Source organism: Leuconostoc carnosum (assembly GCF_007954525.1).
Taxonomy (GTDB): domain Bacteria; phylum Bacillota; class Bacilli; order Lactobacillales; family Lactobacillaceae; genus Leuconostoc; species Leuconostoc carnosum.
In genome coordinates this window covers 519,329-534,401 of the sequence record NZ_CP042374.1, presented here as the reverse complement: position 1 = coordinate 534,401, position 15,073 = coordinate 519,329, and the positions used below count along the sequence as shown (strand labels likewise).

General features: G+C 36.6%; 16 protein-coding genes. All 16 read left to right on the top strand.

Features of this window, described 5'->3' with window-relative positions; genetic code table 11:
- Position 1 precedes the first annotated feature (1 nt).
- The 16 genes from ftsY (at position 2) to hisB (ending at position 15,072) form a co-directional block, all read left to right on the top strand.
- Positions 2–1,246 (top strand): signal recognition particle-docking protein FtsY, encoded by a 1,245-nt coding sequence (gene ftsY / locus FGL89_RS02530; protein WP_147000329.1) that lies wholly within the window; start codon positions 2–4, stop codon positions 1,244–1,246.
- Positions 1,243–1,587, top strand: a complete 345-nt coding sequence (gene ylxM, locus FGL89_RS02525; RefSeq protein WP_014973968.1) for a YlxM family DNA-binding protein — start codon at positions 1,243–1,245, stop codon at positions 1,585–1,587. The genes ftsY and ylxM overlap by 4 nt, the downstream gene beginning before the upstream one ends.
- Positions 1,588–1,647: 60 nt before the next feature.
- Positions 1,648–3,123, top strand: coding sequence for a signal recognition particle protein (gene ffh / locus FGL89_RS02520; RefSeq protein WP_041773187.1), 1,476 nt, complete (start codon positions 1,648–1,650; stop codon positions 3,121–3,123).
- Positions 3,123–3,302, top strand: coding sequence for a BC10 family protein (locus FGL89_RS02515; protein ID WP_014973970.1), 180 nt, complete (start codon positions 3,123–3,125; stop codon positions 3,300–3,302). The genes ffh and FGL89_RS02515 overlap by 1 nt, the downstream gene beginning before the upstream one ends.
- Positions 3,303–3,367: 65 nt before the next feature.
- Entirely contained in the window at positions 3,368–4,171 is an 804-nt protein-coding gene (locus tag FGL89_RS02510; RefSeq protein ID WP_014973971.1) for a Cof-type HAD-IIB family hydrolase, read from the top strand.
- Between the two features lie 153 nt (positions 4,172–4,324).
- Positions 4,325–5,761 (top strand): 6-phospho-beta-glucosidase, encoded by a 1,437-nt coding sequence (locus FGL89_RS02505; protein ID WP_014973972.1) that lies wholly within the window; start codon positions 4,325–4,327, stop codon positions 5,759–5,761.
- Positions 5,762–5,774: 13 nt separating this feature from the next.
- Positions 5,775–6,089 (top strand): PTS cellobiose transporter subunit IIB, encoded by a 315-nt coding sequence (locus FGL89_RS02500; RefSeq protein ID WP_014973973.1) that lies wholly within the window; start codon positions 5,775–5,777, stop codon positions 6,087–6,089.
- A 34-nt stretch (positions 6,090–6,123) separates the two neighbouring features.
- On the top strand, positions 6,124–6,603 hold the full coding sequence (locus tag FGL89_RS08715; protein ID WP_223824438.1) for an HTH domain-containing protein: 480 nt from the start codon (positions 6,124–6,126) through the stop codon (positions 6,601–6,603).
- Positions 6,604–6,671: 68 nt separating this feature from the next.
- Positions 6,672–8,129, top strand: a complete 1,458-nt coding sequence (locus tag FGL89_RS02495; protein ID WP_223824439.1) for a BglG family transcription antiterminator — start codon at positions 6,672–6,674, stop codon at positions 8,127–8,129.
- Entirely contained in the window at positions 8,126–8,485 is a 360-nt protein-coding gene (locus tag FGL89_RS02490; RefSeq protein WP_014973974.1) for a PTS cellobiose transporter subunit IIA, read from the top strand. The genes FGL89_RS02495 and FGL89_RS02490 overlap by 4 nt, the downstream gene beginning before the upstream one ends.
- Positions 8,442–8,996, top strand: coding sequence for a hypothetical protein (locus tag FGL89_RS02485; protein WP_014973975.1), 555 nt, complete (start codon positions 8,442–8,444; stop codon positions 8,994–8,996). Before FGL89_RS02490 ends, FGL89_RS02485 begins: the two co-directional genes overlap by 44 nt.
- Before the next feature lie 17 nt (positions 8,997–9,013).
- On the top strand, positions 9,014–10,342 hold the full coding sequence (celB, locus tag FGL89_RS02480; protein ID WP_172601010.1) for a PTS cellobiose transporter subunit IIC: 1,329 nt from the start codon (positions 9,014–9,016) through the stop codon (positions 10,340–10,342).
- Between the two features lie 65 nt (positions 10,343–10,407).
- Complete coding sequence (hisJ, locus tag FGL89_RS02475; RefSeq protein ID WP_014973977.1) at positions 10,408–11,253, top strand: histidinol-phosphatase HisJ; 846 nt, start codon at positions 10,408–10,410, stop codon at positions 11,251–11,253.
- Between the two features lie 348 nt (positions 11,254–11,601).
- Positions 11,602–13,224, top strand: a complete 1,623-nt coding sequence (gene hisG / locus FGL89_RS02470; RefSeq protein ID WP_014973978.1) for an ATP phosphoribosyltransferase — start codon at positions 11,602–11,604, stop codon at positions 13,222–13,224.
- Positions 13,205–14,482, top strand: coding sequence for a histidinol dehydrogenase (gene hisD / locus FGL89_RS02465; RefSeq protein ID WP_014973979.1), 1,278 nt, complete (start codon positions 13,205–13,207; stop codon positions 14,480–14,482). The genes hisG and hisD overlap by 20 nt, the downstream gene beginning before the upstream one ends.
- A gap of 2 nt (positions 14,483–14,484) precedes the next feature.
- Positions 14,485–15,072 carry an imidazoleglycerol-phosphate dehydratase HisB gene (gene hisB / locus FGL89_RS02460; RefSeq protein WP_014973980.1) on the top strand — a complete coding sequence of 196 codons (588 nt, stop codon included), beginning with the start codon at positions 14,485–14,487 and terminating at the stop codon, positions 15,070–15,072.
- The last annotated feature ends 1 nt before the right edge of the window (position 15,073 follow it).

Genomic DNA, 15,073 nt, shown 5'->3' with positions numbered 1-15,073 from the left:
CATGGGATTATTTGATATTTTTCGCAAAAAGAAAACTGTGGTCGATAGTGAAGCAACTGAAACTTCTGTTGAATCAGAAGCCACCACTGAGTCAACGACTTCAGAATTAGAAACATCGGAAACGCAACCGACTCATGATTCAGAAATTGCGGTAGAAACACTTGACAGTCAAGCTGAGAGTACGTCACAATCAACAGAAACAGAAACAGAAACAGAAACAGAAACAGAAACAGAAACAGAAACAGAAACAGAAACAGAAACAGAAACAGAAACAGAAACAGAAACAGAAACAGAAACAGAAACAGAAACAGAAACAGAACAGCAAGTTTATAATAAAGGGTTAGAAAAATCTCGTACAGGTTTTGCAGCACGATTAAATAAATTTTTAGCTAATTTTCGTTCTGTTGATGAAGACTTCTTTGAAGATCTAGAAGAAACATTAGTCGGTGCCGATGTTGGTTTTGATATGGCGATTAAAATTTCTGATGAGTTGCGCGAGGAAGTTAAACTACAACATGCCAAACGTAAAGAAGATGTCCGTGATGTAATCATCAAAAAAGTTGTTGATATGTATGAAGCAGATGGTATTAATGAAGATGCCACAATGCATTTTAATACCAACGGGACCACGGTTATTTTATTGGTAGGTGTCAATGGTGTTGGTAAGACGACCACTATTGGTAAGTTATCGACAAAATATCAGCAACAAGGGAAGTCTGTTTTGCTAGCTGCGGCCGATACATTCCGTGCTGGCGCCACAAAACAATTACAAGAATGGGGTGATCGGGCACATGTGCCGGTCGTTGTTGGTAAAGAGAAAGCTGATCCGGCTTCAGTTGTGTTCGAAGCTGTTGCTAAAGCGCGTGATGAACATTATGATGTTTTGTTTGTGGATACCGCAGGACGTTTGCAAAACAATGTGAACTTAATGCAGGAATTAGAAAAAATGAAACGTATCATTCAGCGTGAAATTCCAGATGCACCACACGAAGTTCTGCTTGTACTAGATGCGACAACAGGACAGAATGCTTTACAACAAGCCAAGTTATTTAAAGATTCATCTGATGTTACTGGCATTGTCTTAACCAAAATGGATGGTACAGCGAAGGGCGGTATTGTATTTGCTATTCGTAATGAGATGCATTTACCTGTTAAATGGATTGGTTTTGGTGAAAAGGCAAGTGACTTACGTGAATTTATGCCGGAAGAATTTGTTTATGGCTTATTTAAGGACTTAGTTGAATGAAGTTTGAAAAAAAGAACTATATTAATGCCTTATTTGGTTTTTATGGCGAACTATTGACAACAAAACAACGTGATTATTTACAGTATTATTTTGAAGATGATTATTCAATTGTTGAAATTGCTGAGGTTGAAACTATTAGCCGTCAGGCAGTTTCAGACAATATTAAGCGTGCCATTGAACAGCTTGAAAAGTATGAATATGTTTTGCATTTGATGAAAGATTTTCAAGCGCGATCAGCCATTGAAAATCAGGTACGAGATTACATTGAAATGCATTATAATGAAGATATACAGTTAAAACAACTCGTGTCACAATTAATGGCACATGAAATTGAAGATTAACAAACTACTCTAAAAAGGGGAAGTGTGACATCATGATTTGTGATAACACACACTGATATTATGGCATTTGAAAACCTAACTGCACGCCTGTCTAAGGCAATGAAGAATTTAACAGGCCGTGGTCGCGTGAGCGAAGAAGACTTACGTGCAACAATGCGTGAAATTCGTTTAGCGCTACTTGAAGCCGATGTAAATTATGATACAGTCAAAAAATTTGTAGCCAATGTACGTGAAAAAGCGAGTGGCGCAGATATTTTAACTGGTTTGAATCCCGCCCAACAAATTGTTAAAATTGTTAATGATGAATTGACAATTACAATGGGAGAAGAAGCGGTACCATTAAATAAGTCGCCTAAAATTCCCACTATTATTATGATGGCAGGGTTACAAGGTGCTGGTAAGACAACAACGGTAGCAAAATTAGCTTATAAGTTAAAACAAGAACAAAATGCACGACCGTTGTTGATTGCTGCCGATATTTATCGACCAGCAGCGATTGATCAATTAGAAATACTAGGTCGTGATCTTGATATGCCTGTTTTTCAAATGGGAACGGATGTTAATCCGCGAGAGATTGTTCGCCAAGGTTTAGCCAAAGCTGCTGAAAATAAAAATGATTATGTGTTTATTGATACTGCTGGTCGCTTACAAATTGATCAAGAGTTAATGCAAGAACTAAAAGACATTGTTGAGATTGCGCATCCAGATGAAATTTTGTTAACTGTTGATGCGATGACAGGGCAAAATGCTGCTGAAACGGCCAAAGGTTTCTCCGAGGCGCTTGATTTAACTGGTGTTGTATTGACTAAATTAGATGGTGACACACGTGGTGGTGCGGCACTGTCAATTCGTGATGTGACAGGGAAACCAATTAAGTTTGTCGGTCAGGGTGAAAAACCAACTGACTTAGACGTCTTTTATCCAGAACGTATGGCTTCACGTATCTTGGGTATGGGTGATGTGCTAACTTTGATTGAAAAAGCGCAACGCGATTTTGATGAAGAAGCACAAGCTAAGCAACTTGAAAAAATGCGACAAAATACGTTTGATTTCAATGATTTTGTGGCACAACTTAAACAAGTCCAAAGTATGGGGCCCATGGAAGATTTGCTTAAAATGATTCCAGGTATGGCTAATAATCCAGCATTGGCGAATGTTAATATTGATGCCAAACAGTTTGCTCATTTAGAAGCTATTGTTAGCTCAATGACACCAGCTGAACGTGAAAATCCAGATTTAATCAATCCTTCAAGACGACGTCGATTGGCAGCGGGAGCTGGCCGTCCTATTGTTGAGGTAAATCGCATGATTAAGCAATTTGAACAGATGCGTAAAATGATGAATCAAGCGACAAATGGTAACTTTGGCGGTATTGATAAAATGATGGGTGGCGCTGGTATGGATATGTCATCTATGATGGGTGGTGCCGGAGGTGGGATGCCATCTGGTAACTTCGGTCAAAAAGTCCAAAATTTTGCAATGAAACAAGCAGCACGTCGTTTACAAAAAGCTAAGAAAAAGCGCGGTAAGAAGTGATGAACCGCTTAGAGTGGGTATTGCCCATATTTGTATTTGTGGTGATGTTGGGTTCAAATATCATCAATGCCGATCACCTAACGATATCATTATTTTTGATTGCCGTAATTGTAGCAGCAATTCCAAGTGTGATCGTGTTTGGTTTAATTAAATTTTTGGAGTGGTGGGTTTTCCACTAGACCATAGCTACCGTTTTTCTAGTTGATATGATACGAACAAATTGATTTGAAATTGAAGGAGAAATATGTCAATTAAATTGATTGCATCTGATCTGGATGCTACTTTTCTAAAGAATGATAAGACTTTTAATGAAGTGTTGTTTCAAGAAGTACTTGATAAATTACATGCACAGGGTGGTCAATTTGTCGTCGCAACAGGTAATCATGTTCAGAAAGTACGTGAATATTTTAAAAATTTTGACGGACAGTATCAGATGATTGCAAATAACGGGGCAGAAGTTATTTTAAATGGTGAGTTGACACATGTCTGGGCAGTACCAGAGAATGTGCCAGCAGTTGTTGATCAATTAGCAAATAAATATGTTAATCACTTGCAATTAGGTGTATCTTTTGTTGCGGCTCACAAAGCTTTTGCGATTATTAAACGTCCTAATGATGAACAGCTCGAATTTTCAAAAAAATATTTTGAAAATTTGGTTTTAATTGACTCAGTCGATGAAATTAATGAACCTATTTTAAAGATATCTCTCGTTTTGCCTAGTTTAGAATATGAATTTATGCGCGAAGTAAAAGCAATGCTTGGTAATAAAATTCATGTGACAACATCAGGCTATGGCGCTATTGATATTGTCAATCCTAATGTTAACAAAGCAAATGCGCTATCGTACATTGCTGATACATTGCAGATAGCATCATCTGAAATTATGGCCTTTGGTGATGGTTTAAATGATTTAGAAATGTTAGAGTATGTTGGGCAACCTGTTGCCATGACGAATTCGGACGAAGAACTATTTAAACATGATTTCGAACTTAGTGTAACAGACAATGATAATGATGGTGTTTTGAAGACAATTCTTGAAAAATTATAACACGCCTTGTGGCGTGTTTTTTATTACCACAAAATTAGCTATATAATTGTGATTATCAATGAGATGATTATTTCCGCAAACATGTGGAAAACATTTATCTAGAAATGTAAGCGCTTTCCTGATACACTTTGGGTAGTATAAGGAGGAATAAAAATGTCTAACGGTTTATCGAAAGAATTTCTTTGGGGTGGCGCTGTTGCAGCTCACCAATTAGAAGGTGGTTGGCAAGAAGGTGGCAAGGGACTGAGCGTGGCTGATGTCATGACAGTGGGTAAGCCAGGTCAAGAACGTGGCATTACAGATGGTATTATTTCAGGAGAGTACTATCCTAACCACGAAGCAATCGATTTTTATCATCATTATAAAGAAGATATTGCACTCTTGAAAGAGATGGGATTTAAATGTTTCCGGACATCTATTGCCTGGACAAGAATATATCCTACAGGGGAAGAAAGTGAACCAAATGAAGCAGGATTAAAATTTTACGATGATTTGTTTGATGAACTTTTGGCAAATGACATTGAGCCAGTTATTACATTATCGCATTTCGAATTGCCTTATCATTTAGTGACTGAATATGGTGGATTCCGTAATCGACAGGTGATTGATTTATTTGTTAAATTCGCTGAGACTTGTTTCAAACGTTATCAAGATAAAGTTAAATATTGGATGACTTTTAATGAAATTAATAACCAAGCAAATTATGATAGTGATTTCTTGGTATTTACTAATTCTGGTCTGCGATTTAAACCAGGTGAAAACCGAGAGGAGGGTATGTACCAAGCGGCACATAATGAGTTGGTAGCTAGTGCACGGGCGGTTAAATTAGGTCATGATATTAATCCTGATTTTCAGATTGGCTGCATGATTGCCATGGGACCAGTATATCCTGCAACAATGAATCCTGATGATGTTTTGGCGGCTCAGAAAGCGATGGAAAAAAATTATTTCTTTGCTGATGTGCATGTTAATGGCGTTTATCCAGACTTTTTAACAAAATATTGGGCACGTAAGGGATTTAATATTAATATAACGGCAGAAGATGAGGCCGATTTAAAATCAGGGACAGTCGATTATATTGGTTTTAGTTACTATATGTCACATGCTGTTAAGAAAGATAGTGAAATAGCATTTGATGATATGACGCCACAAAATAGTCAAGTACGTAATACCTACTTAGAGGCAAGTGATTGGGGGTGGCAAATTGATCCAAAAGGGTTACGCTATGCATTAAATTGGTTTACTGATAAATACCATCTGCCTTTATTTATTGTTGAAAATGGGTTTGGTGCTTATGATAAAGTCGCAGAAGATGGGGCCGTGCATGATGATTATCGTATTGACTATCTACGTGAGCATATTCGTCAAATGAAGTTAGCTGTTGTAGAAGACGGTGTTGATTTGATTGGATATACACCTTGGGGCTGCATTGATTTGGTATCAGCTGGAACAGGAGAAATGGATAAGCGTTATGGCTTTATCTATGTCGATAAAAATAATAAAAATGAAGGAACACTAAAACGTAGCAAAAAAGACTCGTTTGATTGGTTTAAAGAAGTTATCGCATCCAATGGTGAAAACTTAGATTAGAAAGGAAACGATTATGAAGAAAGCATTAATTATTTGCGCAGCTGGTATGTCATCGTCAATGATGGCTAAAAAAACAACAGATTATTTTAAAGAACAAAATGTTGACATTGAAATGGACGCGATTACAGCTACAGAAGGGGAAGAGGCTATTCGAGACGGAAATTTTGACTTATTTCTAATTAGTCCACAGACAACGATGTATCTTGATAATTTTCAAAAAATTGGTCAAGAGGTTGGTAAACCAGTTGTTTCGATACCATTTAACGCTTATATTCCGATTCCGACAGGAATTGAAAAAATGGCAAAATTAGTTGAGGACAATATTTAATAGTGTCAAGTGTAGGTTGTATGAGGTGTAATAAATGAAAGAAAAAGAAAGTGAGTTACTACGTTATTTATTAAATAATCAAGAACGCTTTGTGACCGGTGACGAATTAGCTAATATTTTGTCATTATCTTCAAGAACTATTCGAAATTACATCAAAATACTCAAAACAAAACTAAATTCACATGGTGCAACATTTGAAGCTAAACCTAGTTTTGGTTATCGACTACACATTTCACATCCTGTGACATTTGATCTATTCTTAAATAAGAATTACCAATTATCCCAATGGCAAGCCGACGATTCTGATGAAATTGATATTTCGGACCGTCAAAAATATGTTCTTAATAAACTGGTCATTGAAGATCAAACCATTCTAATTGATGATTTGGCTGAACGATTATTTGTTACGTCTGCAACGTTGTCCAAAGACTTATCCATGATTAGAAAAGAATTGATACCATATGATTTAACAATCGAAAACAAACCGAATAAAGGCCTTTTATCCAAGGCTTAGAACGTGATCGACGTCATTTCATTTTGAATTATTTTTTCAGCCACAGTGGTAATTCATTTCAGCATTATATGGCTAATAAATCTTTTTTTAAAAAAATAAGTTTTGATGAAATAACCATTATTGTCCTTGATGAGTGTCGGGAAGCTGATATTCATTTAACAGATTTTACGATTCAAAATATTGTTTTATACATCGCACTTAGCGTACAGCGGATGGCTGGTGGATTTGAATTACAAACCATTCAACTTGATGATAATGCAGAGACTAAAGGTGTGCATGCTGTGGCTGCAAAAATAATTCATCGTATTGAAACGAGTTATCATTTGCAAGTACCAGCAAGTGAAGTTGCTTACTTAACAATTCAATTATTGTCCAAGGGGAGAAACATTCAAACAACTAGTGATGAATCACTGCCCAAGGATCTTCATGACGTGCTACAACAAATTGAATTGGAAACTGGGTATCCTGTATCTCAAGATTATGAATTACGAAAAAATTTGATTGAACATTTAAAGCCTATGATAATTAGACTTGAGCAGGGATTGCAGTTAAAAAATCCATTATTACAAGAAATTAAAACGAAATATGCCAATTATTTTTCAGACATCAAACGCTATGTTGCTTTATCGACTTATTTGTCTAAATTTGAAATAAGTGATGATGAAATTGCTTATTTGGCACTACATCTTATGGCAACAGCAGAAAAATATCGAGATTTGAATAAGCCAAGAGTTTTGATTATTTGCGCCACTGGTTATGGATCAGCGCAGCTGCTAAATAATCGTGTTGAAAAAGAGTTTGATAATGATTTCAACATTGTTGGTATCAAGGGCTACTATGAAGTTAATGACGCAGTACTAAAGGACGTTGATTTGATTATCAGTGCTATTGATTTATCGACACAATTTTTTAAAATGCCGGTGATTCAAGTCAGTGTTTTCCTAAATGAAATTGATATACAGAAATTACATCAATTTTTAAATGGCTTACGTCATCATGACAGTTCACATAGTTTGAGAACTAATGATGACTCAGATACTAATAGTAGTGAGAAATCAAATTATTTTGACCAATTTACATCTAGTTCGCGGTTTAAAATTTGGCATACACCAACTAACCGAGCGGAAGTTTTGGACCAATTAAGCGATATGCTATTAACGGATGAATCTGGCGAGTTTAAAAAAGAATTACTTGAACAAATTACGCAACGTGAATCCCTTAGTGCAATAACATTTAGTGACGTAATTGCGGTGCCACATCCAGCAACAGCAATCAGTCGCATTCCTAAAATTGCTATTGGCGTTATACCGGATGGCTTAAAGTGGTCTAATGATTATTCCCATATAAAACTTGTGTTTTTGTTATCACCGTCGTATTGGCATAATCAAGGACTGACCGAGATGACACAAACTATTGTTAAACTAGTAGAAAATCCACAACAACAATCAGACTTACTCTCCGCAAAGGGATTTTCTGATTTTCGACAAAAATTTATGTTGTTGATGAAAAGAGGTAAAAATATATGAACTCAGAAGAAATTCAAGTCATTGCATTTGAAATCATTTTACACAGTGGTAATTCACGTACAAATATACACGAAGCTTTTGCGGCTATGCGACACAAAGATTTTGAGTTATCTGAGAAGAAGTTAAAGATGTCGAATGATGAATTAATGTTGGCACATAAATCACAAACAAAATTACTCCAAAACTATGCTGCTGGCACTAAAATTGATATGGAAATTATTTTAGTTCATGCACAGGATCATCTCATGACTACAATGACTTTACGTGAAATGGCTATTGAAATGCAAAATCTATACAAGGAGGTAAAAGCTATTGAAGACAGCAGTCCATCAAGCGAAAAAAACATTACAGCCTAAAGAAAAAATATTAGCGGATAAAATTGAGAAAAACCGTAGAGATATGAGCCTTAAAAGTATGCAGTTTAATCGATTTATGCTGATTCGTTATTCAACGGCTTTCTTTTTCTTTGTTAACCTGTATTGGGCATTATTGATGCGGCAAACTTGGGTAATTATCATACCGTTAACAATTATGTTTGTTTCTGGGTTTGCCATCGTTGAACAAATAAAATTATTTGGTAACCATACCAACCGATTAATTTATTCAAAAGCATTTTTCACTGTACAATTAATTGTCAATATTTTTTTGATGATTAGTATCATAACACCCTTGTTTACACCATTATTTCAATTTGTAAATGACACGAATCAAAATCGATATATTGTTCTATTAATTTTGTTACTCGGTACTGGTTTGACACTGTTAGTTCGTAGGCGATTAGTTTTAATTGCAAGTAACCAAGATAAGTATTATTCGCGCTTGGTAGCTTATCAAGTGCTGTTTAAAAATAGCAAGGAGATGAAGTAGTTATGGAAAATGGACGTTTGTTTAACCTTCTACAAAAAACACTGCTTAAGCCGATGACAAAAGTGGCACAATATAGAATTGTGCGTGCCATTATGGCGGCAGGAATGGCTTCCATTCCGTTTACCATTGTAGGATCTATGATACTGGTTTTAAATATATTACCAACAGTATTTTCACCCCTAAGCAGTTTTTTCAATGCCACATTTTTTAGATTTAGTGATCTTTATATGATTGCTAATACGGCAACTATGGGTATTTTAGCAATGTACTTTAGTTTGGCTATTGGCTTTGAATTGACACGTATTATTCAGACAGAAGACAAGCTGAAAGTTGCACCACTGAATGGCGCTTTTCTGTCATTATTTGCTTTCTTCATGTGTTTACCTGAATTGGTGATGAAAGATGGTAAAATTGTTTTACTTAACGTCATGAATGATAAAGAGAAAGTCATTAATGGCTTCAGAATGACTGCTACAATTGATAGAATTGGAACGAGTGGTATTTTTACAGCGATTATTATGGCAGTTTTGGCAGTCTGGTTATATAGTTTCTGTGTGAGACATAATTGGACGATAAAAATGCCTGATGCTGTTCCTGAAGGCGTATCACGTTCCTTTACGGCTTTAATCCCAACATTTGTTATTGCCTTTGTTGTGTTAGCTATCAATGGTGGTTTGGTGTTACTTGGCACAGATATCTTTAAGATGATTGCTATCCCATTTGGTTTTGTTACGAGCATGACCAGTACTTGGTTGGGTATCATGGTGATTGAATTCTTAATCCATGCACTTTGGATTGTTGGTATTCATGGGGCAAATATTATTTCAGCATTTATTACACCCATTTTCTTAGCTAATATGGTGTCAAACTCACAGGGTGCTAATATACCTTTTGCCGGTGAGTTTAATAATTCATTTGCTATTTTAGGCGGTTCTGGTGCCACGTTGGGCTTGTGTCTGTTTATTGCATTACTGGCACGTTCAGAACAATTAAAAGTACTAGGCCGCGCTTCAATTGTACCGTCGCTGTTTAATATTAATGAACCATTAATATTTGGTTTACCTATTGTCTACAATCCTTATCTGGCTATTCCGTTTTTCTTAGCACCAATGGCTACGGCATCAGTTGCTTATGCAGCAATTAACTTTCACCTTATTCGCCCAATTGTTACGCAAGCACCTTGGCCATCACCAGTTGGTATTGGCGCTTTCCTTAGTACCGTCGATTGGCGTGCTGCGATATTGGCAGTACTTTGTGTGATCATTGCCTTCATAATTTATCTGCCATTTATTAAAATATATGACACAAAACTATATAATGATGAGCAGGGTGTGACTCAGTCTTAAATTCAACTTCTGCATTGTTAACTTGACAAATTATTTGTTACAATGTCCTGAAGGAGAGATAGTAGATGATTAAAAAAGATGGACATACGCATACACGCTATTCACACCATGGATCTGATGAACCATTGGAGAAATATATTGAACGTGCAATTGCATTGGGTTTCACAGAATACGTTGTCACAGAGCATGCACCGTTACCAACAAAATTTTTAGACAATTTTATTGGACCAGCTGGGGCACATGAAAGTTCAGCGATGCTATCCACAGAATTAGCAGACTATAAATTAGCAGTTGCACGTGTTCAATTAAAATACGCTAATCAGATCAAAATCAAAAGTGGATTTGAAATTGATTATCTACAAGGATATGAAAAAGAAATAGTCCAATTTATCATGTCACAAGTTGATTGGATAGATGAAATCGTTTTATCGGTTCATTTTTTACCAACTATGGATGGCTTACTGGCACCGATTGATTATGAGGCGGATACATTGGCTACTTATTTCCCGGAGATTAATGACAATCCACAAATTGTTTTTAAAAACTATTTTAAGGCAATACAACAAAGCTTAAATTTTGCTGAGACATTACCTGACGCATTTGTTGTTAGAATTGGGCACATCACATTGATTCGGAAGTACCAAAAATATTTCAATTTACCAGCATTTGATACTAGTAATCAAGCATATATTAACGAACTTTTATTACAAATTAAACAAAACCATTTTCAGCTGGATTTCAATACAGCAGGTATTAGCAAACCTTACAATGGAGAGGCTTATCCAACACCAGATATTGTTGAAAAAGCACAGCGCCTTGGTATTGAATTTGTTTATGGTTCGGATGCGCATCAAGTGAGTGCAGTTGGACAATTTTATGATATTGCAGAATCAATTGTTTCCAATGTTTAAAATAAGTATTGACATATAAAATAATGGGTGTATGATTAGTTTAATCTAATAAAAAACAGAACTGAAGTTGGACAAGTAATCAAAACCACATAGTACAGGAAGCGCTTAAGCTAACGCATTGAGATGAGCGCCTGTGTATTTGATGAAACACACCAATGAGTTGGATAATTAAAATTTATTCCGGAGATTCCCGATATCGAGTGCACCTGTGTTAGCAGGTGATTGAGCAGGTAAATGTAAGTTTATCTGAAAACAAGGTGGGAACACGTGAAAACGTCCTTTCAAATTATTAATTTAATTTGTGAGGACGTTTTTTTATTTGTTTTTAATGAGAAAAGGAAGGGATATATGAGCGAAAAAATGTTAGCAGCAGGATCGCGTGACGAATTTGGTGAGCGTTTAGTACAAAAACAACAAATCTCACAGATCATTAGTCAAACACTGAACGAAAAAGATTTTACCGCCATCAGCACACCGTTAATTGAACGTGAAAGCACCTTTGAACAATATCATCGTCGCAATATTTTTCATTTATATGACCAAATTGGTGAGAACTTAGTCTTACGTCCAGATTTAACATTGCCTATTGCGCGTTTCTTAGCTGCAAATCGGAGGCAAAGTCAAGTGACACAGCTTTATTATATAGGAGATGTTTTTCGTCAAACAGATCATTTATCTGGTGCTTATAATCAAGAAACGCAGGCAGGCATTGAACTAATTGGTGATGCGACATTCAATGCTGAAATGCAGGCATTAGATACGATGCTAAATTTTGCAGAACAATTTGGTATTGCAGAAGTACAAGTGGTTTTAAGTGATGCACGCTGGATTGATACTATTTTAAAGCAGTTGACAATGTCAGAGCAACAACGTCATGGGTTAAAAGAGGCTATTGAAGCTAAAAATCTAACAGCATTTGAAAAATTACGTGAAACAATTCCTGATTTTCCTGAAACATTGAAGCGTTGGCCATTGGCGTTTGGCGAAGATGGTGAAGATGTGATGTGGCAATTACAATACATTCCAGCAGCCAAAAAAATTATTGATAATTGGTTGCGACTTGCTGAATTTGTACACCAATATTATCCTGAAGTCACAGTAACAGTTGATTTAGCCGCTTCGTCTCCACAACCTTATTATACAGGTGCTATTATGCGTGGCTTTATTCCAAGCTTAGGCCGATATTTATTTAGTGGTGGTCGCTATGATCGCTTGTTAGAAAATTTTCAGAACGAAACGTTGCCAGCAGTTGGTATGGGTCTAGATATCGAAACAATTTTAAAAAAGTGGCGCATGGCACCAACAGACGATATCACAAGAGAACCAATTATCGTTGTGTTAGGTAAAGGCCGCATTGCCAAGGATGCTCAGAAATTATTGAAATTAGCAGGTATTGATACCTCACCACTAGATAAGCCTGAACGTAAATTAATCTTTTCAAGTCCTGATGGTGTCTATCGTTTCATTTTAGTTAAACCAACTGATGTGATTAAGTATTTAGATCGTGGTATTGGGGATATTGGTATTGTTGGTTCTGACACAATGGCTGAACAGGACCAAAATCATTATGATATGTTAGATTTAGAAACTGGTCAAGCGACCTTTGTAGTCGCAGCACCACCAAAATTTAATTTAAATGCAACACAAAGAAAACGCATAGCCACAAAATATCCGACTGTAACGACACAATATTTTTCAAAACGAGGGGAAGATGTGGAAATTATCAAATTAGAAGGCTCAGTTGAGCTTGGACCATTAACTAATTTATCTGATGCGATTGTCGATATCACTGAAACAGGTAATACGTTGCGTGAAAACAATTTAGTAATTTATGATAAAGTCGCTAAAGTATCGACCCATTTAATCATTCGTTCGGGCGCGCTCTTACAGTTTCAAACAGAGTTAAAAAGAGTTATTGAAAATATGATGACTATTTTAGGAGAAAAACAAAATGAAAATTATCCAAAATGAAACGCTTGATCAGATTAAAGCACGTATTCGACAACAAACGGAAAAAACCACGAATCCAATGATTGAATCGCAAGTTGCAGCAATCATTCAACAAGTTCGAGAGTTAGGTGATGAGGCATTAAAAGCGTATAGTAAAAAGTTTGATGGTGTGGTAATTGAAAACCTCAAGGTATCAGAAACAGCCATTGATGAGGCGTTTAAGACAGTTGATCCAAAAGTTATTGCTGCTTTAGAACAAGCTGCTGAAAATATTAGTAGTTTCCACCAATTAGAAGTGCAAAAATCATTTGAAGATACACCAAGAGCAGGTGTTTTACGCGGGACAAAAGTGACACCATTAGCAGCAGTGGGACTTTATGTACCAGGTGGTACGGCTGCTTATCCTTCCTCTGTCCTAATGAATGCTATTCCAGCTAAAATTGCAGGTGTTAAAAATATTATTATGGTGACACCACCACAAAAAGATGGTTTGAGTCCAACAGTTTTGGCAGCAGCTAAAATTGCAGGTGTCGATCATATTTATCAAGTAGGCGGTGCGCAGGCTATTGCTGCCTTAGCTTATGGTACCGCATCAATTCCGCGTGTGGATAAAATCACTGGTCCGGGTAATGCTTACGTGGCAACTGCCAAGCGTGCGGTCTATGGTCAGGTAGCAATTGATATGATTGCTGGACCATCTGAAATTGGTATTTTGGCTGATGAATCGGCGAATGCTAAGGATGTGGCTGCTGATTTATTATCACAAGCAGAGCATGATAAAAAAGCACGTGCCATTTTGATTACAAATTCGGAAAAATTGGCGCGATCCGTTTCAGATCAAGTTGAAAAGCAATTACAGACCTTACCGCGTGAAGATATTGCTAGAGCTGCAATTGAAGAAAATGGTTTTATTTATTTAGTTGACACAGTGACTGAAATGATTGATTTAATGAATGATGTTGCGCCCGAACATTTAGAAATTCAATTAAAAAATGCCTATGATTATGTGGATCAAATTCAAAATGCAGGTTCTGTTTTTCTAGGACGCTACGCTTCAGAGCCATTGGGTGATTACTTGGCAGGTCCAAATCATATTTTACCCACTGGTGGCACAGCTCGATTTAGTTCGGCATTAGGCGTTTGGGATTTCCAAAAGCGTATTCAGTACTTGCAATATTCACAAGAAGCTTTAGCTGATGATGCGAGCAACGTTGCAGTTTTGGCACGAGCTGAGGGCTTAGAAGCCCATGCTAGGGCAATTGAAAGTCGGGAGAATTAATCATGGTAAGATCAGCAACGATTAAACGTGACACACTTGAAACGAAAATTAATTTAACGCTTAATCTTGATGAACAAACGACTAGTGAGATTGATACCGGAATTGGTTATCTTGATCATATGCTGACCTTATTCGCAAAACATGGACGTTTTGGTCTGCAAGTTAATGTGAAAGGTGACTTAAATGTTGATTCACATCATACCACTGAAGATATTGGTATTGCATTAGGGGATGCTTTTACTCAGGCGCTGGGAGACAAGGTCAGCATCGAACGTTATGGGGCGCAATTTGTCCCAATGGATGAAACTTTAACACGTGCAGTAGTTGATTTATCAGGACGTGCTTATCTCGTTTTTATAGCTGAATTATCTGCACCAACTTTGGGTACTTTTGAAACTGAAGTGGTGGAAGACTTTTGGCAAGGGTTTTCTGATCAGGCTAAAGCCAATGTTCACATCGAAGTACTTTATGGTCGCAACACGCATCATAAAATTGAAAGTATGTTTAAAGCCATGGGAAGAGCAATGCGTCAAGCAGTGACACTGAATCCAGATATTCATGGTGTTAATTCCACTAAGGGTGTCATTTAGT